This window comes from Arthrobacter sp. D3-18 (genome assembly GCF_054408525.1).
The window spans coordinates 365335-389694 of record NZ_CP096439.1; the positions used below are offsets into that span (position 1 = coordinate 365335).

A 24360-nucleotide genomic window follows, 5' to 3' on the forward strand; every position below is an offset into this window, starting at 1 on the left:
CTATAACCCTTGGGCCAGAATCCGGCTGGCCACCTCGTGGACACGGCTGTCGTTGTGCCGGCCTGCCCTGTGAATGAGCGTCAAAGCCATGGTCCGGCTGCACCGGTTCTGGACCATGATCAGAGCGATGGCGGCATCAACCGCAGCGCGGGACTGCAGGAGATGGTGGAGATCCTCTTTGTTTCCTTCAATCGGGCGGGTTCCCAGGGCCGAACGAAGAACCGGCGACAGTTTCCTCGCCTGGGCTTCAGCCAGCTCGATGAGTTCCGGATTGAAAACGTTCGGAGACCTCGCGTAGCAGTTCAAGGCCGCGTTCGCGGTCTCGTCCAAAGGAACAGGTACAGCAAGGATGGAACGGATGCCTTCCCCGGAGATTGCTGCAGCGTAGCCATGCCAGCGGGTGGTCGTGTGCAGGTCCGGTATCAGGACTGTGTGGTGCTCGCGGAGGGCTGTCAGGCACGGGCCTTGATTGAGGTTGTACTGCGTTTCATCGAGGCGGCGGGCCTGTTCAGCACTGCTGGCCGCGGTGGCAGGATGGCGGCCGCGCTCAACGGTGATGGCACACAGCAATGGCTCCTCACCGCCGAGAGCGGAGGCTGAAATCGTAGCCACCTCCACGAGGAAGTCCCTGAAGCGGTGACTGCCCATCAATAAATCCTGGAGCTGCTCTCGAGCCGGTGCTGAGTCGTCCATGGCCACCAGGGCCTCGCTTCTGTAAGCGCCAGAGCTTGCTCCCCAGCTAGCGGCCGGCGCTTGGTGAAGCGCATAGCCCGTGGTCTGAATCCCGAAAAAGTGATGAACCACGGGATTACCTACTCTTGACACTACTCCGGTAAACAACCCCTGCGGCTCATCATCCAATTGAAATATCAAATGCGTGGGCACGACGGCGCCACCGGGCGCGCAGTCCATACCGTCCACAGCCCGGACCTGCCAAACGAAACTCCAAGTGACGCTAGGGATGGGCCGCTTTCGATGCCCGCAGTCGTTCGTCAAGCTTGGCTTCTGCCTGTTCACGCCTTCTACCGACAACGACCAACTGCTCCGTGACAGGGTTATGCCGGACAATCGGCACATGAGCTTCGACCTTCACCCGGTGGTGCCGTTCAGCCGCTACCCCTGCAGCGGATTCCTTCTGCTGACTCATTGTGATCAGTATGAGATGAATTCGACGAGCTCCCCGACGCGGTCCTCGGGGTAGTTCCTGGCGATGTCTGCCTGACTGAGCATACCGATCAGGTCATGACCATCAATGACCGGCAGGCGGCGGACCTGGTGATCCTGCATGGTTCTGATGGCTTCCTCAATGGAGTCATCAGCCCCGATAGTGACCGGCTTACCCTGCCCCAGCTCCCCGGCCGTTGCCGTGCGAGGGTCCCCTCCCTCGGCCAGGCACTTGATGACGATGTCCCGGTCCGTCAACATGCCTTTCAGACGGTTATCCTCACCGCAAATCGGAAGAGATCCAACGTCGAGGTCCTTCATCTTCTTTGCTGCTTTGTCCAGAGTTTCCTTCTCACCGACGCACTCAGCGCCGCCGGTCATGATCTCCCGCGCGGTTGTCATGGCACACTTCCTCAATCGATGGAACGGGATCCTTCAAATTTGACCTGCCCGCCCCCCGCTGCGATGAAACCGGACAGTTAACTAAGCTAAGCATCCTTAGTATTTTCGGACAAGGGCGCAGTCCCCCAGTTCCTTATGCCGGCCAGTAACTGAATCCCCCTTCCCGCCATTTCCCCTACCTGTATCCCTTGCTTCATGTTTCTGTCATGCTGAACTGTGTCCATACCAAGGCGCCAACCACCTGGCGGACTACTTCTCCGCCGCTAACGAGGCCTCCATGCAACACCCGCACCGCACAGCAAAAGCCTTGATCGCGGATAACACCATCACCGTGGACGAGCTCTGGACCCAGTGGTGGGCCAACGGAGGATGGGCCGGACCAAACGACTTCGGCATCTACCTCAACGCCCATGCATGGTCTGACGCCTTTGACCTCGAAGTCCTGGCCGCGGCCCTTGACGACCTTGACCCGGGGCGCCGATCGGGCGTGACACCGGGCGCTGTACCTCCGCACCTCGGCCCTTTCTAAAACCCTCGGCCCTCTCTAAAGAAGGCAGCCTTTGCGGTCTAGACTGATCCGTCGAAGTGGGTCAGGACGTTCGGGTCATGGGCGATGGACGCGACCACTTTCGCTGCGACGGCGCGGAGCTTCACGTTACGGGTGCTGGAGGCAATCCGGAGGATCCGCAAAGCCTCTGTCTGGCTGCACCGGTTTTGGGCCATGATCGCCCCGACAGCGATATCAATGACCGTGCGGGATTCCATCGCAGCCAGCAGGTTTTTCCGGTCCTCGACCAGTTGCGAGACTCGGGTCGCCATCCGCAGCACCTTCGATGCCCGGGCAGCGTAGGACTGGGCGGCCTCAATGTCAGGGCCGGTGAACGCATCAGTGCCTGGCGCGTAGAGGTTCAGGGCTGCGTTCGCCTCACCCTCCAGGGGAAGCGGCACCGCGAGCATCGAACCAACGCCGGCAGCCCAGACCACGGACATGTACTTTGGCCAGCGGCGCTCCTGCCGGACATCCGGGACGTGCACTGTGGTCTGTTCCTTGACCGCGGACAGGCAGGGCCCTCCCCCGATGCCGTACTGCAGCTCATCAAGCGGCCTGACCCGCGGGTCACTGGGGCCGACAGTGACAGGCTTCTTGCGCCGCACCAACGTCACGCTGCACAACAGATCACCTGGCAGATTCGACGCGGAAAACGCAGCAAGTTCCTTGAGGAATTCCTCAACATCCCCGCACTCCAGAACAAGGTCCTGAAGATGATCAGCAACACTCTCAATCTGCGGCATCGGGTATTCGAAGGACATGGCGGCCTCACTCACAAACAGATCAGGGCCGCCGGCTGCTTAACGGACTTTCAGTCTATGGCTAACCCCGCCGAACCGCCCCCCCCTTTTTTCCTTCCGGCGGAGAGCATTTCAACCCTGTCCCGTCTGCTGTAACAGGCACCGCTGCACAGCAATGGCCTCACTGGAAGAATCAGCAACTGCCACCTCTAAACCCAGCTATGGACAAACTCGGGGTCCTTAAAGTTTGTTCAATCCACTATTCTCGGGCGTCCCAGTTCCTTGGAAGTGGAACAGCCAAGGAACTGGGACGCGCTGCCCAGCAACTGTGGAACCAGGTACTGCAGAGAAAAGCCTGGATCCGATCTTGATGTCTTTTGACCAGAACGCTGTCGAGTACGACCCTGAAAGTCTCGGGCACACGAATCGGGAAGGCGGCGTATTACAAGCTCAGACCAAAGAACGCATCCTCGCGCGCCCGCCTTCGAACTACCGCGCCGTGCATGGAGTAGGCCTAAAGGAGGCGAGTCACCTGCTAGAGGTTTCGGCCCTCGCCACGGGCCTCAAGTCAGGGATAGGCCTCCTCGTCACCGGTTTCAATCGCTGAGCTATGCAGTGGCCTCGGCACCAGAGGTTTCAGGCGCCTGCAGTCCCGAAGCGAAAACGGCGTCCGCCATTCGGGCTGCGATGGTGTCCCAGTGGTGCTGCTGAAGCAGTTCCCGGATTTTCGGTTGAGGAGCGCGCGAAGGGTCTCTCACGCCGAGGTTCCGGCACCGTGAGGCAAAGCTCTTTCCGTCGTCGTGCAGGTGCACGAGCCCGGTGAAGTCAGCGACGACGTCCGGGACCCGTGTGGAGACCACCGGAAGTCCGGCAGCAAGGTATTCGAGAGTTTTGGTAGGGCTGATGGAACGGGTCGCTTCGTTGAGGGCGAAGGGCATGAGTGCAACGTCCAGTGCGGCCATTGCCGCTGGCAGGTCTGCGTAGCAGGTGTACCCTTCGTAGCTGATGTTGGGCGCTTGTGGCAGGCTGGCAGGATCGATCTTGGCTACTGGACCATACATTTTGAGGTCCCACTCCGGGAGGGCGTTGGCCAGGTCGGCGATAAGCCGCAGGTCCAGCCGCTCGTCCAAAACGCCGACGTAACCGGCAACGGGGCGTTGACCTGGAACCCGGCCCGGCGCCGTCGTGGTCCTGTAATGCTCCGGCTCCACTCCGCTGGGGAAGAGCAGCGTGTCCGTTCGGCCCTGCCGCACCATTGACCGGTGCAATGACTTCCCGCCGGCGAAGACGACGTCGGCCTGCCGGAGTGCCTGGCGTTGCCGCACCACGAGCTCCGGGGGTGCGTCCTTGAACGCCGCGAGATCGTCCATCACGTCATAGACGAGGGTGGTGGGTTGCAACGTGAGGGCAAGCTCGAGGGCCAGTGGCGTGTAAAGCCACACGACACGTTCGCCTGCTGGCGTGCCTAACAGATCGGGAAGCTGCGCGATGTAGTCCGGGAGGACGTCGTCGCTGAATCCAACGTGGTGACCCTGTTCCGGGATCTCCAGCCACGCGCGGTTCAGCCCACTTACTTGAGTGTGGTTCATCTGGTTCTTGCCCGTGAATCCGGGCGAGGGAGTAAGTGGCTCCTCCACATACCAGGTCGAACAGCGGGAACCGATGCGGGAAACGAGGTGTTGGGGGCGTTGCCATACCCAGTCCCAGCGGAGATGCGACAAAACGATCAGTTCATTCGGCATTGACTATCCTCAATTCCATTCGGGTCTCCGTATTGGGCAGGCTGTTCCCCTGATCCGAAATAGGAGCTTCTGTCCAATCCCAGTGGGACATTTGCGGTTCGTATCCGCGCAGCCACGTGCTCACGGGCTCCCCCAGGGTGAAGGCGGGAAGCTCGCTCGACGGCGTGCCGGCCGCGGCTTTCATGTAGGACTCAGACATCACGGACCGCCTTCGGGTCAGCTCATCGTCCAACCAGTAGACCCCGACGGGGTCGATGTGCCCATCGCTGCGGTACAGGAGCGTATCCCAGTCCGTAGAGTCGATCACCGGAAACCAGCAGAGGCCTTCGAGGGGGACGCCCATGTGCCGGGCTCTTTCGCACTGTTCCAGCACGTACTTGAACCAGGTGGCCCTGTCCGAGGTGCGGCCACGGATATTGGTCTCGGTCAGCAGGCAAGGCAGCTTGTAACGGTTCCAGTAGAGGTAGATCTGCTGGGCCAACGGCAGGGGGTAAGGCGTGGGCGTCGAGCCGCCTTGGTCCTCGAAGTGCCACTGGCAGTGGGCGTAGTAGTCCATCCCCAGCACGTCTATCCGCCCCGGTTCCAGGTTGTGAAGTTCGTCTCCTCCTGCTACGTGCAGCAGCTGCGCCATCGGCCCGTCGGGGTCGTATCCCTTGCCGTCATACCAGCCGAGAAAGCTGTCCAGCACCAGAAACCGGCGCTCGTTGGCCATGGTGGCGTACGCGCTTCCACCTGTGCCGGATCCTGTGTGGTGCTCGCAGGTGTCCACCCACACGTGCCTGGCGTCAGGCAGGAGATCAGAGTAGGACCGGCTAGCCTCCGCGACGGCCGGTAATACATTGAGGAGCTGCCCGACGAAATTGCCCAAGCCCTTTTGATAGGGCGGCCAGATGCCCTCGTGCCCGGTCAGGAAAAGGGTTGAGAAGGGCTCGTTGAAGAGGGTGTATTCCTGCACCCACGGGTAACGCGTGGCGAACTTTTCAGTGTACCGGAGGTAGGCGTCGCGGAAGCGGGTATCGGCGAAGCCGCCATCCAGCCATTGGGGGTAGCTGGTGTGGTGCACCAAATCCACGATCGGCCGGAAACCATTGTCACGGAGGTAGTGCAGCGACTTGTCCGTGTCCCGCCAATTGAACTCCCCTTCCTCGGCCTCCACTCGATGCCATCGGACGGGATACCGGAGCCGGCTCACCCCACAGTCTGTCAGCAGTTGCAAATCCTGTTTCCACTGGACATCGTGGGCGGTGGTTTCGAAGATGTCCCGGTCATGACGGGGAAGGTATGTGCTCTCGAAAGCGCCGATGATTTCGATTCCGCTCATCTGTCCGAGCCTTCCCGGTGGTGGGTGGAGACCAGGGGTCTTGGGTTCAGGGCCAGGTGCTCGTAGACGAGGTCCAGTATTTCCGCTGCTCGCCGGTTCAGCCGCCGGGACTCATCAAGGTCTCGGTCCAAGCGGACCAGTTCGGCGCGTAGCTCCGCGATTTCCGTCTCGGTGCGGGCCAGACGAAGTTTGACTTCTTCCATAGGGTCATTCAGAGGTTCGTTCATGGCAGGATCCTCACTTTGAGTCGTCGTGTGGTGCCGGCGCCACGGCTCTGGTGCCTTGGTTGCAGGGGGACATCTTCCGCAGCGAGTCCCAGGTTCGCCAGGCTGCCTTTCAGCTCGTCAGGATCAATGCAGTGGTAGAAGTGGCAGTCAGGGAATACGGGTTCGGAGCTCTCCACTTGTACTTCCAGGAAGGCTGCGGCGTTGCTGAACTGCGCCCGCAGCAGTTGCTGGATCAGCAGCAGCGTGTTTTCCTTGCCTTGCCAGTCGAGTGAGTTCAGCAGAAGCCGCGCGTACGGGAGCAGTGGTCCATTGCCGTCGCTGGCAAGTCTGACCAGGGGTGCCGTTTCTCTTAGAGAGTTGAGGTTGACCCGGCGGCACTCGAGGGATCCGCGCCCAGCCTGCTGCGTCCGCAAATGCTCGACGGCCGGGCGGCTGTAATCAACGGCCACCACATGATGCCCTTGGGCGGCAAAGTGTTTCGCGTCGGTGCCGAGGCCGCAGCCGAGCTCGAGTATCCGGGACCCAGGAGGAAGACCGCCGGCGAGCTCCTGAGCCCAGACTGAGGGCGCCTCCGCAGCGCCTGCTGCACGAAGCTGTGCCCGGTGATGGTCTTCCCAGTTTTCCCTGTCCCAGTCCATCCCGCCCAGCCAGGTGTCGTAGCGGCGCCGTGCCGGTGGTGGTGTGATGAAACGGAACGCTGGGTCGGGGGTGCGCCAACCAGGGCCATAAATCGCGGTCAGCATCTGCTCGGGTTCGGCCGGTGTGGGAAAAACGCGTCCGTTGATGGTCAGGGTCCGCAGCGGAAAGATGGTCACGTGGTCGCTGCGTTCCCGGGCGTGAAATGTTCCATAGAACCAGCCCTCAATGATGAAGTAGGTGAAGATGTCCAGGTAGAACCTGTCTGTCCCGTCCGCTCCGGGGAAGAGCAGTTGCAGGTGCCCGGCAGAATGTCGAGCCGTTTCGTAGCCTTGTGCGTGAAGTGCCCGTTCCAGATCGAAGCTCTCCAGCGCGATGTCAGAGGGGTTTTGGTGCGCGCTGAGGTAGGCCAGGTCGACATCGTCGTCACCGGGCATGATCTGCCCGTCCCGAACCGGCCCCAGGAGCGTGCCGCCGGTTACGAACAGCTGTTGGCCCCGGCGTCGCAGCCACTCCACGAGCTTGCAGGCCTCATCAAGGGCTTCGTCTATCAGGAAGGCGCGCTGGCCGTCAAAGTTCCGCGCGATTCGTCCCCACTTGTTGATGATCTGGGGAACTCCGGTGCCCGGTTCCACCAGCAGGAACTCATGGGGTGTTTCGTCGAAAGTTGCTGTTACGGTCGGGCATATCGGGACGCCGTCCTGCAGCACGCTCACCCTGGCCCAACCCGACAAGCGGCTTGTGAGGGCGGGTGGCCAGTCAATGACGACGGCACCCGGGCCAAGTTTGGTACCTTCGCCGGGGTGAATATTCCAGATGGTCCTGTCCCCCAGCAGGATGGAGAGTCTGGCACCATTGGGGATGGAAGGCCCTTCCAGGGCCAACGACAACTTGTCCACCTTGAGCCTGTGGCTGAAGCTGCCCGGCGCCTGTTTTCCAGCTGTTGGCACACCGCCGGCCAATGCATCAGCAGCGACCGGGTCATCAGCCAAGAGCCCCACCCGCCTTGCTTCAATGTCCCCGCTCATGGCTGCGTCACCAGTTCCGGATCCTTGGATGGGTCCACATAGGGCAGCCGGACGTCCACCACCTGTCCCGTCATGGACGAGGAGAGTACCTGGATACTGGCTCCGGCGACGACTGCCGCGGGCAGCAGGGACCCAGCGTCCTCCACCCCGAACGCCCGGGTCCTCATGGGCGTGGCAGTGCGGCTCGGGCTGATGCAATTCACACGGATTCCGTCCGAACTCCACTCGTCCGCCAGCGCCTGGGTGAGATTCACGATGGCCGCCTTGGTGGCCGAGTAGACCGTGTAATTGGCACGCCCGCGAGTGTAGGAACTGGAAGCAAAAAACGTCAGCGACCCCTTGCTCTCGGCCAGGTACTTTTGCGACTCCTGAGCCACGATGAAGGCCGCTGTAAGGTTCACCTCAACGTCGTGATGCAGCTGTTCATCAGACAGTTGGGCGAGCGGCCCAACGCTGAGAACACCGGCTGTGAGAATGACATGATCCAAACGTCCATGGGTTGCGGCTGCTGCAGCAATTGCTTGGGCAACACATTGTCGGTCCTCCACATAGGTTCCGCTGCCGGTGCGACTCTGTCCCACCACCCGGGCCCCTTCAGCTTCGAGCTGTTGGACCAGCTCCAGTCCTATGCCTGAACTCGCGCCGAATACCAGTACCGCGGACCCGCGGAGATCTTTGCGGCTCCCGTCGCAGATCATGCTCTTGTGCTTGAGCTGGAACAGCTTATCTGCAAGGTGAATGTCGATCGGCTGAGTGATCTTGATATTCGCCTCGTCGCCCTCAACCACGTAGATGGGGATGTCAGGGCAATACTTGAGGACGACTGAGCAGTCATCCGTTGCCGAAAAGTCCGGGTCCTGGGTTGCCCGTTCGTAGGCTCGCGCGATCACGGGCAGACGGAATGCCTGGGGCGTCTGGCCCCTTCGCAGCTTGGCCCGTGGAGGTACTGCCCGGATGAAGCTTTGGTCATCGACTTCGATGATGGTATCGGCCGATGGGATGGCGGTGTCGACGGCGGCGTAAATGTCCAGTGCCCGGATGCAGGCGACGATGATGTCGCCATCGAGCAAGGGGCGGACGGCGTCGTGGAAAATCACGTTGGCGTCTTTATCCGCAATGGCCGCCAAGGCGAGCCGGGATGTTTCGCTCCGGTCGACGCCGCCTGGAAGTATTGCTGTGAGTTTGGCGGTTTTGTTGGTAGACGCGCCTTCACAATGGCTACCCAGGAGCAGACTTTCGGCGCGCGGGATGTAGTCCGCGGCCATCATGACGAGGATCTCGTCCACCAGTTCACAGTGCTCGAACAACTCGACGGTGTATTCGAGGCTCGTGCGTCCGGCGATGGGGACAAACTGTTTGGGTATGTCCAGTCCCATACGGGCGCCGACACCGCCCGCCAGGATAACCGCGACGTTGCGGTGGCGGAGGCCGGACGGAGCGGGAAATTTCTGTTCCATAGCGTGTCCCTTTGATTGATCTGACGGCCTGGCGGACGACTGAAGAGCCGTTAGCGGCGACTGGCTGGGTTGACTCCGGTGGTCCCGGTGGCTGTGGAGATGGTGACGGAGGCGGCTTCGAGCCGCTGGCGGGTGTCTTCCGCCGTGACGTAGGAGTTCAGGCGGGGGTACTCACCCACCGGGACCACCGCCGCAACGAAAGTTCGTTTGTGAATCCGAATCAGGTTGAAAGAACGGGCACCGTTTAATCCCTGCATATGGCCCGATGGCAGAGCCAGGTCCTGCGTGTAGCTGGTCGACGACGCCACGGACACAGGGATACCGGCGAAACTGGAAAAGGCGGTGCAATGTGTATGGCCAGAGAGAATTCCGATCACGTCGCTTCCTTCCAGAACTCGTGCCAGGCGTTCCTGCTCCCGCAATTCCGACAGCACCGCGAGTTCCTGTACCGGTGGGACCGGCGGATGGTGGATCACCAGGAGGGTACCGTCCTTGGATATCGTCTCCAGTTCCCCGGCCAGCCAGTCCAACTGCTCCTCCCCGATTTCCCCGTGATGGTATCCGGGGGCAGACGAGTCCAACACCAGCACCCGCAGATCTCCGAGGTAGTAGCGTCGGTCCACCGGGCGGGCCTGCGGCTCTTCGTCCAAGAGAATCCTTTGAAAGCTCGTGCGTTCATCATGGTTGCCCATGGCCCAAATGAGCTGCGCGCTCAAGCTCTCCGCGTACCTCTGACAGATGGTCCGCAGACGCCGGTACGCTTCAGGAGCGCCCTTGTCCGTCAGGTCTCCTGAAAAGATCAGGGCTTCCGGTTTCAGCCCGCTGGTTTCAATCGATGCGAGGACTTCCACGAGTCCTTCGAACGGGTCCAGTTCCCCGTAAAGAAGACCCTGTGCCACAAAATGCGGATCGCTCAGGTGCACCAGCACATGGCTAGGCATTGCGTACTCGGACTGGAACGGAGCCATGGAAGCCCCTTTCAGCTGATACCCGTGGACGGAGTCACATCGGGAGGTTGCTGACGGGCCCTGCATGCCGTCGGAAGAACAACATAATAAGCAGACTTATCAATTTATGGGAAGAGCGACTTCCGGCGAAGAATTGCACTTGCCGCCAGACATCCTTTACACAAAGGCATAACGGCGAAATCGCAAGGCCGCCGAAGCACCGAGCCGTCAACCTCCCGGCCTTCAGTGAGCAAGGCGCCGGTGTATTGCAGCGACCTGAACCGTTTCGCAACCGCGAAAGTGGGCACTCCTACTACAACGGGGATAAACCCAAGCAACCTGCAGGTTCCTAACCATCAGCAAAGTCCGTCAAAGGGACGAGGGCAGAATCATGAGCACCGGCCTCTCCACGGCCCAAGGTAGCTTCAACACTGCTATGGGCCTTTGGCCACTGGTTCATATGCGCAGCTTTGAAGCCGTGAGTGGGCACAAAACCGATGACTGGCTCGTCCGGACAGTCTCCGGACTACTCCTGACGATTGGGCTGGAACAACTCCGTCACGCCTCAGGCACCGAAGGGGCCGCCTCAGCGAAACGTCTCGGCATCGGGACAGCCGCCACCCTTGCTGCCATCGACCTGATCTACGCAACCACGGGACGGATCAGGAAAATATACCTGTTGGACGCCGTCTTTGAGCTTTTCCTCATCATTGCATGGCTGCGGACACGCGAAACCACCGACCCCGCCAACGGCAAGCGACGGAACGATTAGAGGAGCACCTCGTGATAGACCGAAAACGCGGCAGCACCCTTCTGATGGCAGCCTCAAAAGGCGCAATATGCGGCTTGGCCGGGGTGGCGATCATGACCGCCGGAGAAAAGACCGAACAGGCCCTCACTCAGCGCAAGGATTCATACATACCGGCCCGAACTCTGTTGGCCCTCCTTGGAAGAACCCCGACGCAGGCGGACAAACCAGCGCCTTGGAACCACGTAATGCACTGGGGCACCGGGCTCCTGCTGGGCTCCCTCCGCGGCATCTGGGCTGCAACCGGGATCCGGGGTGGAGTCGCCAACATTCACCACACCGCCGTGAGACTGGCTTTCGACCAGACCTTGGAGAATGCCACTGGCATGGGATCTCCACCCATGACTTGGAGCCGGCAGGAGCAGCTCGTGGACGTACTCCACAAAACCATCTATTCACTGGTCACAGGCGTGGCCGCGGACCGCTGGATCCCAGGACGTCTCGAGTCCAGAAACGGAATCACCAGCCATTAGCACCAGCTCCCTGGCAGCTGCCTTTCAGCGCTTGGGGAGCGCGGTCAGTTGCGCCGGACCGCCGGGCGGCGATCTTGACGTCCCCTTCATAAGTGAACTAATCATAAGTAACCTTACAAATACCTGATCCCGACTGAAGGAGTGACCATGAGCGAGAAACCAGGCAATCAGACGCCTAACACGCCCGGGGTTAGCGAAACCGAATTGCGTGCAATGAAGGTCGATGAGCTGCGCCAGGAAGCCCGGGAGGAGAACATCAGCGGCGTTGCGGATATGCGTAAGGAGGAGTTGGTTGGCGAAGTGGCCGAAGCACGCTCCTCCGGAGAACAACGGAACCAGGACGGCCCTACCCCCGAGGGTGACTCGCTCGACGCCGGGCCGGACGGCGGAAAGATCCGGACCGGCGAGGCGTCCTCCAGCTCATTGAAGTATTCACAGGAGGTCACTTCCCCTGAGGACGAGCCCGAACGGGAAGGAAGGAGCCTGGTAACAACCCATCATGTAGTCATCAAGCAGTGGGCAGAGGAACGCGGCGGGGTGCCTGCTACCGTTGAAGGCACTGAACACGGGGATCACTTGGGCGTACTCCGTATTGATTTTCAAGACAAAGACAGCAACCTCCGGCGCGTGAGCTGGGAAGAATGGTTTAACACTTTCGATGCCCGCCGCCTGAACTTCATCTATCAGGAACAACGCTCCGATGGCAGCCAATCGAACTTCTTCCGGCTGGAAAACCCGGACCGGGAAGACGCCTAGACAAACGATGGCCGTCGCGCTGGTCCGTTGTGTCCAGTGAAGCCGTCGACGCCCCGCATAGCTGCGCATCCCGAACGGGACAAACTTTGCTGCTTACGGCTTCAGTGCCGGTTACGTCCCCTAATCCTGATTTGGCTGCGAGCTCGATAACCTCGTGGCGGCGCTTTTGTTTTCGTTGCCGCATGCCTAACCCCTGCACTGCCGCCCTGACAACTTTCCCCCGATCGGCAGTGAATCCGATTCTTCCCACGATAACGCTGGTCATCCGACGGAGCATGCGCCAAGATAGTAAGCATGCTGATCATTCCTCCCGGCGGGATGGTTGGTACCTACACACCGGGGCTCCCCTCCGCACGACGAGGAACCGCTGCGGGCAGGAGCGACTTTTCGAAGGGCGTAGAAATGGTCTTTTTTCACAGGCAGGAACTTCAATACAAATCCACCCCCGACAAGCCAGACGCTGTTTACGCGCGAAAGCTCCAAGAAGTGCTTGGCGGCCAATACGGCGAAATCACCGTGGCAATGCAGTACTCCTTCCAGGCATGGAATGCCCACATACCCGGCAAATACCGTGACATGCTGTTCGGCATCGGAGCCGAGGAATTCGGCCATGTTGAGATGCTCGCCGTCATGATCGCGCAACTGCTTGAAAAAGCACCCTTGGGCATCACCGATGACGCGGTACAAGCAGACCCCACCGTGGCCGCCGTCGTGGGTGGAACTGACGTCCAGTCCGCAATCGTGGCTGGCGCCGGCGTTCGTCCCGTGGACAGCAACGGCAACCCGTGGCAATCCAGTTACGTGACTGCCAGCGGGAATCTGCTGGCCGATTTCACGGCTAACGCCAACGCAGAAATGCAAGGCCGGATCCAGGTTGCCCGGCTTTACCACATGACCGATGACCACGGCGTGAGGGATATGCTCTCCTTCCTCCTCGCCAGGGACACCATGCACCAGAACCAGTGGATGGCAGCGGCTGCTGAACTGCGGGAATCCGGCGCAGAAGGACTTCCTGTCCCCAGCAACTTCCCCCTCAAAAAGGAAATGCGGGACGTCGCCTATGAGTACAGGAACTTCTCCGACGGCGCGGCGGCTGCGGAAGGCTCCTGGGCCCAGGGCCCCACACCCGACGGCCTCGGCGAGTTCAGTTACGTCGCAGAACCACCTGCGGGAGTTCCCATGCCCCCGCCAACGCACCCTGATTCCAGGTTCTACGGAACCACGGAGCTGCCGAACACCATGGAAAAGGTTGCCGGGAGGGTTCAGGACAAGCTGCGCAAGGAGTAATCGCGTCTACCGGGACTCACCGCGCGCCGTTTCCCACGCCCGCCGTGCGGAGGCGGCCGCGGCGCGGTCCGCTGATGTATTGGAACCCTTAGCAGATTCAGGGGGTCTGAGGTGCAGGAGTTGGGGACATCTGGGATCGCTGGCAACCAGCTACCGGTCAAGGGCAGGCTGGATGGCTTCGATGTACCTGCTTTCGTGATCCGCTTGCAGGATTTACTTGATGAGCACACGGACGTGTGCGACTTTTTCAGTGAACTGGTCACGCTTGTCGCGTCCGAGTTGTCACATCCCTCTGACGCTGTCTCGTGCGGAATCACTGTTGACCGACGGAAGAAGTCCGTCGCGATGGCCAACAGTGACGGCCGCGGCCACGATCTGAACGAACTGAGCAATGGCTTCAACGGTGGCCCTGCTCTGACCGCGATGCGCTCCGGTGCCGTGACGCACGTTCCTGATGTTGAGTCTGACAGGCGGTGGCCTGAGTATATGGACGCGGCAGAAGAAGCAGACGTGGGCTCTATCCTTGCTATCCCCTTGGAGCTCAAAGGCGCCGCCGCGGCTGGCGTCCTTACGCTTTACTCACCCCGTAGCCACGGGTTCAGCCAAGAACGCATCCTTGCCGCAGAACTGGTGGCGGACAAGGTAAGCAAGTCCCTGAGCCTGGTTTTGAAGTTGGCGCACCTGCTCGATATCCGCGACCATCTCACGGCCGCCTTGGAGTCGCGTACGACGATAGACACAGCAGTGGGCATCATCATGGCAGAGAACCGTTGCAGCCAGGAGGCGGCCCTCAAAATTCTGATGAGCGCTTCCAACCACCGCAACACGAAACTCTCAGTCGTGGCCCGGCAGGTCGTATCTCATGTCGCGGGAGACATCCACGTGTCATCAAAATTCGATGAATAGCCGTTGCTTGAAGGAACCGGTTGCTAGGAGTGGTCAGCCTGGCAATCCTGCCTTCAAATTCTCGGCGAGTCGCGCCAAACCCCAAAGCACAGCGGGCGGGTGCGCACCGTGGCGTGGAGATTGTCCGAACGCGGCTTTATCGGTTTAAGGAAGGCCCACTAGAGACAGCTGCTCGGCACCGTGTTGCGCTTAACGAGAGGTCCTTGACCCGGACAATGGCTCGCGGGATCCGGACCCATCCGCTCCGGGGACCGGCGGTCCGAGGTGCCCCGGCCTCCTGGAAGTGAACACTCACCCACAGACCCCCGAAACAACAATTCCAGCGGCGCCGGCACCCTTGTCCTCTCCAAGGGGCGGGCCGCTTGGCTTAGCCAGCCGAAAGGCGATTCACTGTCGCAGCTTCATCCTTAGCAAGGGTTCGGACAAGTACCTGAAGTTCCTCACAAAACCTGCCGTCCAAGAGGACATGGGCCAGGCCCTCACGCTCAGCTTCATTGACCCGTTCCAGCACCTCCACCCCGTGCCTCGTCATGGTGACGAGCTGGACCCGACCCACGCGCTGCAAGTCCACGCAGCTCCGGGCTTGGAGTTTGCTTAGGGTTGATCCCAAAGACTGGGCCCGGACACCCGACGCCTCTGCCAGCTCAGACTGGGTACAAGGTCCCATGCCGGCGAGGATCTGCAAGGCGATGGCCTCCGGATGGGTGATACCGATGGGATCCAGGTTTCGCGTTACTGCGCGTTCAAACATCCTTGCTGCCGTGGACAGCAGATGCGAAGCGGGCCACCGCTCAACCTCAGGCATGCCCCCATCATAGGCGGACGCCAAAAGCGCACGGACAGGCCTTCCAGAATCGGCGTCGTGCCTGTCGAATGACGACGTTGAACGCACGGACGATCGAGGCCAGCAAGAACCAAATGTTTCTGGGGTTTCGTGGCCAGCCCCGCGAAAGGCCAAATCCACTCGTCCCACTTCCTTGGAACCGGAACAGCATTGACGGGACAGCCTTTACGCGCTGACACTGGGCCAATGGCTAAAGAGGACGAAGCACAGGCTGTAGCAGCAGTTATCGACAGACTGGCCAGGAAATTTCCGGGCACTCCCAGAACCCAAGTTGAAGAGATCGTTAGCGAGGAATACACGGCCCTTTAGCGACCGCCCGATCCGCGACTATGTGCCCGTGCTGATCGAACGCGCAGCCAAGCTCCGACTCCGCAGCTATTACGGTTGCGCTACTGAGGCTCCCTGAGCCATGCAAGAGCGTCCGCCTTTGAGCTGAAGAAGCTGGTGGAGCATGGGGGCGCGCCGGTGTTGAGCTGATAATCAACCAGCACGCGGTCCACTGGCCCTGCTCCTAGCAAGGCGATCCTAGAAGCGGCACACGGCTGAGCGAAGACAGCGCGTGCTTCATGGCTGAGGAAGCTCGCTTCGGCTATCTCAACCAACAGCGGGTACCTTTCGCTGCCGGCGGCACGGTTTACCGCGTCCATGGCGGCTCGCGCGTGTTCGGCTTCGATGCGGGTTCCGGGATTCCACATCAGGTGCAGGATGGCCCCGCCCTCCAGCCGGACGGCAAAATCGAGCAGCTGGTCCTGACCAGTCATGGTTTTCCACCTATTTCTGTCATCGGGAAAGCATAAACAATAGCTGGTGGGATCTGGGTGGCGGCCCGCTGCAAGACCGGCCACCCAGTGCGCCTATGCTTCCGCCCAGACGTTTAAACCGTGGGGGCGATCCCTCAAGAATCGGGCAGGGAAAGCTCAAGATTTACTCAAGATCCCTTGCGATCAGGTTTCTATTGCTAATCGTCACCCATGGGTTGTCCGCGCTTACCGTCGTAGACTGGCGGGGACGTGACAGGGGGAGGTCATGACTTCACGCGGAAAATGCCTGGTTATCGAGGATGACGAGGATATCGCCGGACTGATCGAGGCAATCCTTACCGCTGCTGATTTTGACGTGCGGGTAGAGACAACAGGGACTGAAGGTCTCCTGGCCGCCGCCAGTGCTGAACTGACGCTGATCACCCTGGATCTAGGGCTCCCTGACATGGACGGCCGCGAAGTGGCTGGCTTACTGCGCGATGTCTCTAAAGCCCCGATTTTGATGATCACCGCATTTGCGGGAGTTGGGGACGAGCTGGACGGCTTTTCTGCCGGCGCGACTGCCTATCTTCCTAAACCGTTTCGGCCTACCCAACTCCGCAATCTGGTAGATCAACTTTGCCCGCGAGAAGTCCGGCTTGCACGGCCTGTAACCTCCTGAATCCCCGCTACCCTCAGGGGTACGAGATATTCCAGATGGTCCAAGGCATCCCGCTTCCGTGAAATCCGAATGGCGATAGCTGCATCTGGAAGTTGTTCTCTGACACTCCCAAAATCTAGGGGGCAGGGTGGGTTTCTGTCTGGGCGCGGATGCTCCAGGCTGACCAGTCCAGTGGGTGAACGGAGGGCCGGCCCAACAGGTATCCCTGCGCGGCGGCAATGTTCAGTTCGCTGATTTCTGCGAGTTCTTCGGCGTTTTCCACGCCGACTGCGATGACGTCGGCGCCGATCTCCCGGGCCACGGCAACGATGGCTTTGGCGCGAGTCAGTTGTCCTTGGCTGGATTCGATGCCTTCAATCAGGTGCCGGTCCAGTTTGATAATGTCCGGGCGCAGTTGTTCGATCCGCTCCATGGAGACCATGGCCGCCCCGGATGCACTAATGGCCATGCGGAGCCCCAGCGTGCGCAAGGGCCCCAAGCCCTCCTGACCGGTGTGGGGGCCAAGGGCTGCGAGGGTCCCGGTGAGTTCAACAATGATCCTGTCCGGGGCCAGGGGCGCTGCTGCGAGCAGGTTACGGACACGGGTATCACTGGAGGTTGCCGGTGTGAGGTTCAGGGCAACAGACATGTTCTCGGGAACGTCGTGCGCTGCGGTCAGGGCGCAGTGGAGGGCTGCGATCTCCAGCTCTGTGCCTAGCCCTGCTGCTGCGGCCTCGTTGAACCAGACGTCGGCGCTTGCGCCGTCTTCCCCGACGAACCTGGTCAGTGCTTCAACGCCTACAACATCACCGGTTGGCAGTGCGTGGACAGGTTGGAAGGCCGTCAAGAGAAACTTGTCTCCCAGGTATGACTGGATTCCTTGCTTCGCGTGGTGGCTGACTGGAACCGAGACGGTACGCGCTGCTTCAACGGATTCAAGGTGCAGGTGGGAGGATTCGAGCTGAACCGCGGCGGAGTGTGCCGCGCCGGCTGCTTTGCGGGTTTCGATCAGGTGCGCCAGAAGAGCCCCTTCGGGATCGTCGGGGTGTGCCTCAATCAAAGTACGGAGCTTGGCCCTGGCCGCTGCGCTGCGGGGTTCAGAGTCAGCCAGGATGGACGCGATGATCTCCTTCACCTGCTCACGCATAGTGCCCGCATCCGCCAACGACGATGCGCCGTTCTGGTCTGCGGACTCGGCAACGCTACGGGGTGAAAGAGAGCCCTCTTCTTGAGCCATCGACTATTCCTTTATGTGTACCCGCGTCGGACAAGCCAGACGGACGACCAAAGCTGTAAACCTACTGCGACAAGCTTTGTCAGATTTTACAAAGGAAATGACGTCCCTCCCATTGGCCCGGGGTGACCTCACCGCACAAGACAACACACCGGGCACGGTGACTCGGCTTCGGGCCTAACACGCCCCTGTCCCAGGGATCTGACTGGGGCGTGTCAGCCCCGGGTGCATCTGCCGCACAATGCTCTGCAGCTCCTCGCGCAGCCTGTCCGCGTCCACGTCTAGACCATCAAAGACGGTACGTTCCGAGGCATGGGCCTGATCCAGCAAAGCCTCGCCCTCGTCAGTGATGGAGACAAGAAAGCGCCGACGGTCGAACACGCCCCAACGACGCAGGACATATCCCCTGGACTCAAGCCGAAGTATGACCGGGCCGAGTGTTTGGACGCTTACTCGGACGCTGCGCGCGAGCCACGCCACCGTAGTGGGGCCGGAGGCCTGCAAGGCATCAAGCGCGATAACGGACGCCGGGGTCAATCCGAGTGCTCCGAGCTTCTGACTCCACATGTTCTCCACTAACCTGGCCGCCGTGAACAGCAGACGGCAGGTCAGCCAAACCTCTGCATCAGGCATATCCGCAGTATAGGATCTCACCGGTCACCGCCAGAGGGTACCGCACCGCACAGTTGCTGAGTTCCGCTCGGCGCTAGTAGTCGCTGAACGGGTTCGGGTCGTTGCCGTAAAAGCTCGTCTGATCAATCGTGCCGTCCAGATTCTTGATGATGTGTTCAACACCGTCCCGCCGGGCCGCGTCCCGCCCACGCTGTTGCTGCTCAGCTTTGGTCCCACCGACAGCGAAGGGTCGGTCCGAACCCTGACGTCGGCTTCTCCACTGCCCGTCTTGGTTGTAGGTCTCAATCCCTGGCTTCACCAAGATTTCCCTTCCGCCAGTTCGGTCCGCCCCTAAGGGGTGGTCTTCGTGCTGCTTTCACGGGGTGGGCGAAGCCGTCGTTCAAGCTGCGCTTCCGCAGCCTCACGGCGTTTACCCACGATCAGCAGCTGCTCCGTCACCGGATTATGGTGCGCCAAGGAAGCCATCGGACGGGAACTACTTTGGCCTTGTTCCCCTCCTGCTCCCAGACGCTCCGGTTTGTTCGTATCCATGATGTCTCGGTTCCTGGGTGCCGTTGGACCAGCCCTGGTTCCCACAGGGAGACTGCAGAGGAAACCGGGCCGGTACTTAATGATAAGCATCCTTATGATTGCCAAGCAAGAGGAGCATCCACCCCCCAGGCAAAGGGGCGCCGGCGTCAAACCTAGCCCCCGAAGCTCGGGCCAGATGAGGGATCAAGGCTGATGAAAGGTGCTGGTCAACACTGATAAGCAACCTTATTATCTATGTATGGGGACCGTCCCCGAGGCTCCATCCAGACTCGTGTAATGCGACTGAGGAGAACAAATGACCCCCACCCATAACCCCGCCCGGACCCACACCACGATTCAGCGGGCAGCGCAGATAGTAGGAGCGGTCTTTCTCCTTGTAGGGGTCTTCGGCTTCATCCCGGGGATCACCTCGAACTACGAGACCCTATCGTTCGCGGGCCACACCTCCGATGCCCTCCTGCTGGGCATTTTCCAGGTATCAATCCTGCATAACATCGTGCACCTGCTCTTCGGAGTAGCGGGAATCCTGATGGCCCGAACTGCGGGCCAGGCCCGGAACTACCTGGTAGGCGGCGGAGCCATTTACTTGGTTCTGTGGATCTACGGCCTGTTCATCGACCAGGAATCCACCGCGAACTTCGTTCCCGTCAACAACGCCGACAACTGGCTTCACTTGATCCTGGGTGTCGGCATGCTGGCCCTGGGCCTGGCCCTGAGCCGACGAACAGCGGCAGGACGAACTGCAACCACAACCGGCAGGTAAGCCCTTCGCACTTCTACGCCCTCACGGCACACATGAACCGTGGTGCAATCCGTGGACTTGGGCAGTGCTGAAAAGGAGGCATGAGTCGCTTCTCGAGGATTGCATGGCAGCCTCCGTTGGCACCGACAGCGGGGGTCCAGTAATGACGTGGTTTCACACCGTAGCTGCCTGCCGCCGTAGCAGGCCACCCGTTCAAAGGAGCCAGTATGTCTGAAGAAACGGAGCATTCAGAAGAGATAGAACCGGGTACGGGGCATCCCTCCCTGCCGCCCGAGGAACCGGAACTGCCACCGGATGAAGCACCAGAACCGCCGAATCCTGCTGAACCTGAAGTCATGCCAGGGACGGAACAGGAGGAAACTCCTGAATGACCCTCTTGATAAGAATCGGCTCCATCGATCACCTTAGGGGTGAAACTTGCGGGCTTGGACAGCGAATCTTCTGCACCTGGTGAGGAAGGAGCTAGCGTTGAACGGATCTGGCGAGCTTCCAAGTCACAACCAGCCCAAAGTTGTTCGTCACGATTGGGATAAACAACTCGATGCATACGTTTACTTCGTCCAGCAGCACAACCGGACTCCCTCTCAATATGCCAAGGATCCGGCCGAACGATCCCTGGACTCGTGGCTCAAGAATCAAAAGTCCTCACTGCGGAGCGGATTGCTCCTGCCCGAGCGGGTGGCCAAGCTTGGCAGGTTGTTGCCGCGATGGAGCTCTCCCCATCGGCTGCGCCCAAGTTGGGATGAGACTTTGGCCCACGTCATTGAATTCACGGAATCCCGCGGAAGATGGCCATCGGCTGCGTCACACGATGATGACGAGCGAAGCCTCGCGAACTGGCTCTACCGCCAAGCGGCAGCCCGAACGCAGCCCGTGACCGTAAGCACGCAGAACGAATGGACAAGCTGTCAAAGGCGTTGCCGGGCTGGCGCCGGAGATCCCCTGCTGGCCACGACCGCCGGGGCGCCCGTCTGGAACAGTTGCTGGAGCACGTGCGCACACACGATCGGCTCCCCGTTATGGGGCCCTCCAGCTCGCCAGCGGAGTACGCGTTGGGTAAATGGCTAGCAGTCCAGCGACATGGCCTGAAGAAGGGGCAACTGTCTACAGAACGTAAGGCACGGCTCGACGAGCTCGTTCCTGCCTGGCACCGAGATTAGCTTTCCTCACCATGGAGCACCTGAATAGTTTTGTGCTTGGCCTCAGCCCTCCTGCCGCTTGGTGTCCTAGAAGGTAGGTCCGAGCCAACCGCATAAGGTGCCCTAGCTCAGCGCCCAAACGTGAGTTGACGAGATTTCAGAGAGTGGTTATATTTTTTTCTCGTAAGAAAAAGAGAACGGAAGTTCCCCCGCTTGAAGTAGCTACAGTTTCGCCTCGCTTTCCAGCACCCCACTGAAAAACGGTAGCTTCCAAGTTTCAACCGCCGTCTACAGGGCACCCGCAACCGACCTTATGGTTAGGGCTGCGCAAACCACCACGGCATCCAAACCTTGCAGCACCGTACAGAAGGCCGCACAGGCGATCATCGACGGGGCAGGCACTCGCAGCCAGAAGTTCGACAATCTCCGTAGCGCGATTACTGCCAATCCTGGGGCCCATCGGCGTGTCTGGGACGTCATAGCCGAATCGCGGTTCAAGGCCCGGCCGAACAATGGTAACCAATATCTCACTCAGACCCCCGCCCAACGTCCTAAAATAGGCCGGGATCCTGTTCAAACACAGTGGATGCTTCAGGAGATAACCAGGCTGCAGGCTCTTGGGGCAACAAACTTCCGAATAAATCAAAAGCAAGTCAACGTGATGGGGAAGCTCGTCGGAAACAACAGGCCTGATCTCCAGTACGACCTCAACGACTTGCACTTCGCCGTGGAGCTCGACAAGCCTCTGAAGTCCGGTTCAACCGAAAGTGTTCGCGGTCTACCTCACTTCTTGAGGATCCTAGCCAACGATCCCTCTCTAAGTAAGGCGCAACTACGAATTGAGACTGTAGGAAACCCTTGAGAATCTGTAACGTCAAACTTGCTGAAACGTACACAAATGGGAATGGATTGGAATGATGTCTCCTCGACTGAACCAAGGTGACAACCTGGCCCACCAGCTGCTGTTCGGCAACGCGTGGGCGCCGTTGACAAATACCATCGGCTTCATCAATGCACCACTGGACGAAGCGGCAAGCATATGGCGGAATTGGGATGAAACAAGACCCCACGATGCTAGAACGTCAGTAAGCCTGGAAGGGCTCGAAGGAACCCTGCCAGAACTCCTATCTACGCTGGTGCCTCTTGGAACCGGAAACCGAAAGCTGTTCTTGGAAACCTCCGACCCGCATTGGACCGCCGTCCTGGACAATTCGGCTAACGGCGCGGACCTCAGCTCGGGACTGAAAGTCCAGTACGCCCAACAACGTGATATTAGGACGGTGAGCGTCAAGGAAGTCCCGCACACCCTGGACAAGAAGAGCTACCAGCAGCATCGAGGCCGATACGGACTCCGGGAAATGATGGTCTGGGGACCTGGAGACTTTGTCCGAGGTATAGGACTGGTAAATGAAGATAGATGGGTCTTTTGGAGCGGCGGGGACCCGCTGCCATTTGAGAACTCTTCTGCCTACGAAAACCCTAGGAAGCACGAACGGTTCACACATGAGATGCTAGTGACTTACTGTCAAAACCTAGGACTAGATCCGTTCAACGAAGACTTCTACGCACCAAACGGTAGGGGCATCGTTGTGGAGACACACGTCAAGCAACCCCTGTTGAAACTGTCTCTTAGCGAAGCGCGGGCGGGCTATGAAGATCGTGACGTTCCTTCGTCAGTATGAGGCGTTTCCATCCCGCCCTGTGTGTAGAGCCAGCATTCTGCTCTGACGAGAGTTTGCACGTAAGGAGACGTTCTCCTTCAAAATCTAAGGCGCTAAGGGAAGCGACGCAGCTGACAGTGACTTTCCAAAGACAGGGAAACAACGCGTGCCGGTTCGAATGACAAAGGGTGACAAGCTCGCGGCCGAGTTGTTGCTGGGTAGCCGGTGGGCACCGGTAACGAACACGCTGTCGTTCATCAATGCGCCGTTGGAGCAAGCTGCCCAGGTCTGGCATGACTGTTACGCCTCCAGTTATCCCAAATGGAACATCGTCCAGACCGAGCACACCGGCACGGTGGAAGAACATTTCAGCAGACTGCTGCCATTGGCAGCCGGCGCCAAGACGCTGTTCCTGGAGACCCTAAATCCGGACTGGACTCTTGCGGTGAACAATAACGCCTACACGGGACCGGATTTGAGCTCCATGTTGACGGTGGAGTACGCGCAGAACCGCGGAATCAGGTCCGTGATCGTAATGGAGGTCCCTCACACCCTCGACCGTAAAACGTACTCCCAGTGGCGGGGCCGATACGGTGGACGACGCTTCATCGTGCTCGGGCCGGGTAAGGCCAAAACGGGTGTCTTCCTGGTTAACGAGGACAAATGGGTCTTCTCAAGGGGCGGCGAAGTCCTCGATTTCGAGGACACCAAGGCATATGACTCCCCCAGGGCAACGGATCGATTCACCCACGAGATGCTCGTCGACTACTGTCGGCATCTCGGCCTGGACCCTTACAACGAAAACTTCTACGTCCCCAATGGACGCGGAATCATGGTGGGCCCTCTCAGCGAATCAACCGGCTACACGCTCGCTGAAGCACGCGCCGGAACTGAAGACCGCGACGTCCCGAGAACTGACCGTGAGCTGTAGGGTCTCCCCGATCCTCTAGTCCCACCACAGCTCAACGATGGGGCTGTTGTTCGGGCCGGTGGTGAGGACGGTGACTTCGTCGCAGGCCTGCTGCAGTTCTGTTGCGATGCGGGGCAGGTCCGGGACGGTCAGGACCATGGTGGCGTTGTTCGTGTCCGAGAGGTGCAACGGCACTGCACCTGCAAGGCGGTTCCACCGGCGCAGGAGCACCGCCAGTTCCGTTCGGGTGCCGAGGTTGTCAGCTCCCTCCCATTCGACGGCGTGAACAACGTCGCCTGGGCTCTCGACTTCGACGGCAATCAGGTTGCCTACGCCAATGCTGACCACTGGCGCGTCCAAGGGCAGGACCACTGGCTCGGGTGCGCTGTCGAGGCCCTCGCTTGCGTCGGCGTCGACCGTGTATTCGTGCAGTGCTTGCTTCTCGGCGTCAGCGTCAAAGAGGTCTGGGAGTTCTTCGGACTCGGGACCTTGCTCATCCCACTCCTCGGCAAGCTCCTCTGGATCGGAGGGCTCTACCCCGTAGGCGATAACATGCCAGCCCGGCAGCTTCCCCGTCAGCTCTACTTGAACCTGCCACAACTGGGTACCGGTCAGCTCAGGCCCCCAAATGAGAGCATGCGCCCCTGAAGGCGTCACTGCAGCTACCGCCGACGGCAAACCTCGTCCGTCAAGGAATTCCTGGACTTCATCCGTAGTAGTCAAAACTTCTCGTTCCTTTTGCAGAAAGCCCAACTCGGCGGTCACCACCCGTGTGCGGCCGAAGCATCAAGCGTACATAG

33 protein-coding genes and 1 pseudogene are annotated in these 24360 nt (G+C 60.1%); 17 read left to right on the forward strand and 17 right to left on the reverse strand.

The features are described 5' to 3' along the window. The 3 genes from M1D89_RS01715 to M1D89_RS01725 form a co-directional block, all read right to left on the reverse strand. Nucleotides 1-648, reverse strand: a complete 648-nt coding sequence (locus tag M1D89_RS01715) for a GAF and ANTAR domain-containing protein (RefSeq protein WP_498643490.1) — start codon at nucleotides 646-648, stop codon at nucleotides 1-3. Nucleotides 649-955: 307 nt separating this feature from the next. Continuing rightward, the gene (locus M1D89_RS01720) at nucleotides 956-1147 is read right to left on the reverse strand and encodes a hypothetical protein (RefSeq protein ID WP_498643492.1); all 192 of its coding nucleotides are present in this window, start codon (nucleotides 1145-1147) and stop codon (nucleotides 956-958) included. A gap of 5 nt (nucleotides 1148-1152) precedes the next feature. Then, nucleotides 1153-1566 (reverse strand): CBS domain-containing protein, encoded by a 414-nt coding sequence (locus M1D89_RS01725; protein ID WP_498643494.1) that lies wholly within the window; start codon nucleotides 1564-1566, stop codon nucleotides 1153-1155. A 277-nt stretch (nucleotides 1567-1843) separates the two neighbouring features. On the opposite strand from M1D89_RS01725, the gene M1D89_RS01730 reads away from it, so the two are divergent. Beyond that, a complete protein-coding gene (locus tag M1D89_RS01730; protein ID WP_498643496.1) occupies nucleotides 1844-2095 on the forward strand; it encodes a hypothetical protein in 252 nt (83 codons plus the stop codon). Between the two features lie 38 nt (nucleotides 2096-2133). Here M1D89_RS01730 and M1D89_RS01735 read toward each other — a convergent pair whose 3' ends face one another. The 7 genes from M1D89_RS01735 to M1D89_RS01765 all read right to left on the reverse strand — a co-directional run bounded on the left by M1D89_RS01735 (nucleotide 2134) and on the right by M1D89_RS01765 (nucleotide 10235). Next, a complete protein-coding gene (locus M1D89_RS01735; RefSeq protein ID WP_498643498.1) occupies nucleotides 2134-2892 on the reverse strand; it encodes a GAF and ANTAR domain-containing protein in 759 nt (252 codons plus the stop codon). A gap of 572 nt (nucleotides 2893-3464) precedes the next feature. Continuing rightward, nucleotides 3465-4598 carry a glycosyltransferase gene (locus tag M1D89_RS01740; RefSeq protein WP_498643500.1) on the reverse strand — a complete coding sequence of 378 codons (1134 nt, stop codon included), beginning with the start codon at nucleotides 4596-4598 and terminating at the stop codon, nucleotides 3465-3467. Then, nucleotides 4588-5919 (reverse strand): family 1 glycosylhydrolase, encoded by a 1332-nt coding sequence (locus tag M1D89_RS01745; RefSeq protein ID WP_498643502.1) that lies wholly within the window; start codon nucleotides 5917-5919, stop codon nucleotides 4588-4590. The genes M1D89_RS01740 and M1D89_RS01745 overlap by 11 nt, the downstream gene beginning before the upstream one ends. After that, a complete protein-coding gene (locus M1D89_RS01750; RefSeq protein ID WP_498643504.1) occupies nucleotides 5916-6146 on the reverse strand; it encodes a hypothetical protein in 231 nt (76 codons plus the stop codon). Before M1D89_RS01750 ends, M1D89_RS01745 begins: the two co-directional genes overlap by 4 nt. Beyond that, nucleotides 6143-7810 (reverse strand): class I SAM-dependent methyltransferase, encoded by a 1668-nt coding sequence (locus M1D89_RS01755; protein ID WP_498643506.1) that lies wholly within the window; start codon nucleotides 7808-7810, stop codon nucleotides 6143-6145. The genes M1D89_RS01750 and M1D89_RS01755 overlap by 4 nt, the downstream gene beginning before the upstream one ends. After that, a complete protein-coding gene (locus M1D89_RS01760) occupies nucleotides 7807-9267 on the reverse strand; it encodes an SDR family NAD(P)-dependent oxidoreductase (RefSeq protein ID WP_498643508.1) in 1461 nt (486 codons plus the stop codon). Before M1D89_RS01760 ends, M1D89_RS01755 begins: the two co-directional genes overlap by 4 nt. Nucleotides 9268-9317: 50 nt before the next feature. Then, nucleotides 9318-10235 (reverse strand): metallophosphoesterase, encoded by a 918-nt coding sequence (locus M1D89_RS01765; protein ID WP_498643510.1) that lies wholly within the window; start codon nucleotides 10233-10235, stop codon nucleotides 9318-9320. A gap of 370 nt (nucleotides 10236-10605) precedes the next feature. Here M1D89_RS01765 and M1D89_RS01770 point away from each other — a divergent pair, with 370 nt between their 5' ends. The 5 genes from M1D89_RS01770 (at nucleotide 10606) to M1D89_RS01790 (ending at nucleotide 14444) form a co-directional block, all read left to right on the forward strand. Continuing rightward, complete coding sequence (locus M1D89_RS01770) at nucleotides 10606-10986, forward strand: hypothetical protein (protein ID WP_498643512.1); 381 nt, start codon at nucleotides 10606-10608, stop codon at nucleotides 10984-10986. A gap of 11 nt (nucleotides 10987-10997) precedes the next feature. Next, entirely contained in the window at nucleotides 10998-11495 is a 498-nt protein-coding gene (locus M1D89_RS01775) for a hypothetical protein (RefSeq protein WP_498643514.1), read from the forward strand. Nucleotides 11496-11642: 147 nt separating this feature from the next. Further along, nucleotides 11643-12251, forward strand: coding sequence for a Rho termination factor N-terminal domain-containing protein (locus tag M1D89_RS01780; RefSeq protein ID WP_498643516.1), 609 nt, complete (start codon nucleotides 11643-11645; stop codon nucleotides 12249-12251). 402 nt (nucleotides 12252-12653) lie between these two features. After that, the gene (locus M1D89_RS01785; RefSeq protein ID WP_498643932.1) at nucleotides 12654-13538 is read left to right on the forward strand and encodes a manganese catalase; all 885 of its coding nucleotides are present in this window, start codon (nucleotides 12654-12656) and stop codon (nucleotides 13536-13538) included. 120 nt (nucleotides 13539-13658) lie between these two features. Further along, a complete protein-coding gene (locus M1D89_RS01790) occupies nucleotides 13659-14444 on the forward strand; it encodes an ANTAR domain-containing protein (protein ID WP_498643518.1) in 786 nt (261 codons plus the stop codon). A gap of 367 nt (nucleotides 14445-14811) precedes the next feature. Here M1D89_RS01790 and M1D89_RS01795 read toward each other — a convergent pair whose 3' ends face one another. Continuing rightward, complete coding sequence (locus tag M1D89_RS01795) at nucleotides 14812-15249, reverse strand: MarR family winged helix-turn-helix transcriptional regulator (protein ID WP_498643520.1); 438 nt, start codon at nucleotides 15247-15249, stop codon at nucleotides 14812-14814. Between the two features lie 225 nt (nucleotides 15250-15474). On the opposite strand from M1D89_RS01795, the gene M1D89_RS01800 reads away from it, so the two are divergent. Further along, nucleotides 15475-15597, forward strand: coding sequence for a three-helix bundle dimerization domain-containing protein (locus M1D89_RS01800; protein ID WP_498643522.1), 123 nt, complete (start codon nucleotides 15475-15477; stop codon nucleotides 15595-15597). Next, a complete protein-coding gene (locus tag M1D89_RS01805; protein WP_498643524.1) occupies nucleotides 15560-15694 on the forward strand; it encodes a three-helix bundle dimerization domain-containing protein in 135 nt (44 codons plus the stop codon). The genes M1D89_RS01800 and M1D89_RS01805 overlap by 38 nt, the downstream gene beginning before the upstream one ends. Here M1D89_RS01805 and M1D89_RS01810 read toward each other — a convergent pair. Then, entirely contained in the window at nucleotides 15678-15962 is a 285-nt protein-coding gene (locus tag M1D89_RS01810; protein WP_498643935.1) for a DUF7793 family protein, read from the reverse strand. The genes M1D89_RS01805 and M1D89_RS01810 overlap by 17 nt on opposite strands. Between M1D89_RS01810 and M1D89_RS01815 the strand changes: the two genes are divergently transcribed. Together M1D89_RS01815 and M1D89_RS01820 are read left to right on the forward strand one after the other, a co-directional pair. Then, complete coding sequence (locus M1D89_RS01815; protein ID WP_498643955.1) at nucleotides 15855-16085, forward strand: hypothetical protein; 231 nt, start codon at nucleotides 15855-15857, stop codon at nucleotides 16083-16085. The genes M1D89_RS01810 and M1D89_RS01815 overlap by 108 nt on opposite strands. A gap of 229 nt (nucleotides 16086-16314) precedes the next feature. Further along, nucleotides 16315-16710 carry a response regulator transcription factor gene (locus M1D89_RS01820; protein WP_498643526.1) on the forward strand — a complete coding sequence of 132 codons (396 nt, stop codon included), beginning with the start codon at nucleotides 16315-16317 and terminating at the stop codon, nucleotides 16708-16710. A 115-nt stretch (nucleotides 16711-16825) separates the two neighbouring features. Here the strand turns inward: M1D89_RS01820 and M1D89_RS01825 are convergent, their stop codons facing one another. The 4 genes from M1D89_RS01825 to M1D89_RS01840 form a co-directional block, all read right to left on the reverse strand. Further along, complete coding sequence (locus tag M1D89_RS01825; protein ID WP_498643528.1) at nucleotides 16826-17926, reverse strand: EAL domain-containing protein; 1101 nt, start codon at nucleotides 17924-17926, stop codon at nucleotides 16826-16828. A 174-nt stretch (nucleotides 17927-18100) separates the two neighbouring features. Next, nucleotides 18101-18556 carry a MarR family winged helix-turn-helix transcriptional regulator gene (locus M1D89_RS01830; RefSeq protein ID WP_498643531.1) on the reverse strand — a complete coding sequence of 152 codons (456 nt, stop codon included), beginning with the start codon at nucleotides 18554-18556 and terminating at the stop codon, nucleotides 18101-18103. A 73-nt stretch (nucleotides 18557-18629) separates the two neighbouring features. Further along, nucleotides 18630-18854, reverse strand: coding sequence for a DUF2188 domain-containing protein (locus tag M1D89_RS01835; RefSeq protein WP_498643533.1), 225 nt, complete (start codon nucleotides 18852-18854; stop codon nucleotides 18630-18632). 32 nt (nucleotides 18855-18886) lie between these two features. Continuing rightward, the gene (locus M1D89_RS01840) at nucleotides 18887-19087 is read right to left on the reverse strand and encodes a hypothetical protein (RefSeq protein WP_498643535.1); all 201 of its coding nucleotides are present in this window, start codon (nucleotides 19085-19087) and stop codon (nucleotides 18887-18889) included. A gap of 295 nt (nucleotides 19088-19382) precedes the next feature. Between M1D89_RS01840 and M1D89_RS01845 the strand changes: the two genes are divergently transcribed. The 7 genes and pseudogenes from M1D89_RS01845 (at nucleotide 19383) to M1D89_RS01875 (ending at nucleotide 23581) form a co-directional block, all read left to right on the forward strand. After that, nucleotides 19383-19850 carry a DUF4383 domain-containing protein gene (locus M1D89_RS01845; protein WP_498643537.1) on the forward strand — a complete coding sequence of 156 codons (468 nt, stop codon included), beginning with the start codon at nucleotides 19383-19385 and terminating at the stop codon, nucleotides 19848-19850. A 206-nt stretch (nucleotides 19851-20056) separates the two neighbouring features. After that, the gene (locus M1D89_RS01850) at nucleotides 20057-20221 is read left to right on the forward strand and encodes a hypothetical protein (protein WP_498643539.1); all 165 of its coding nucleotides are present in this window, start codon (nucleotides 20057-20059) and stop codon (nucleotides 20219-20221) included. A gap of 79 nt (nucleotides 20222-20300) precedes the next feature. After that, nucleotides 20301-20504 (forward strand): annotated as a pseudogene (locus M1D89_RS01855) (hypothetical protein); the annotation flags it as partial. 242 nt (nucleotides 20505-20746) lie between these two features. After that, entirely contained in the window at nucleotides 20747-21010 is a 264-nt protein-coding gene (locus M1D89_RS01860) for a helicase associated domain-containing protein (protein WP_498643541.1), read from the forward strand. Between the two features lie 565 nt (nucleotides 21011-21575). Next, nucleotides 21576-21851: a hypothetical protein gene (locus M1D89_RS01865; protein WP_498643543.1), complete on the forward strand. Its 276-nt coding sequence runs from the start codon at nucleotides 21576-21578 to the stop codon at nucleotides 21849-21851. A gap of 52 nt (nucleotides 21852-21903) precedes the next feature. Continuing rightward, complete coding sequence (locus M1D89_RS01870) at nucleotides 21904-22671, forward strand: hypothetical protein (RefSeq protein ID WP_498643545.1); 768 nt, start codon at nucleotides 21904-21906, stop codon at nucleotides 22669-22671. A gap of 145 nt (nucleotides 22672-22816) precedes the next feature. Further along, the gene (locus M1D89_RS01875) at nucleotides 22817-23581 is read left to right on the forward strand and encodes a hypothetical protein (protein WP_498643547.1); all 765 of its coding nucleotides are present in this window, start codon (nucleotides 22817-22819) and stop codon (nucleotides 23579-23581) included. Between the two features lie 15 nt (nucleotides 23582-23596). Here M1D89_RS01875 and M1D89_RS01880 read toward each other — a convergent pair whose 3' ends face one another. Next, entirely contained in the window at nucleotides 23597-24283 is a 687-nt protein-coding gene (locus M1D89_RS01880) for a hypothetical protein (RefSeq protein ID WP_498643549.1), read from the reverse strand. Between the last annotated feature and the right edge of the window lie 77 nt (nucleotides 24284-24360).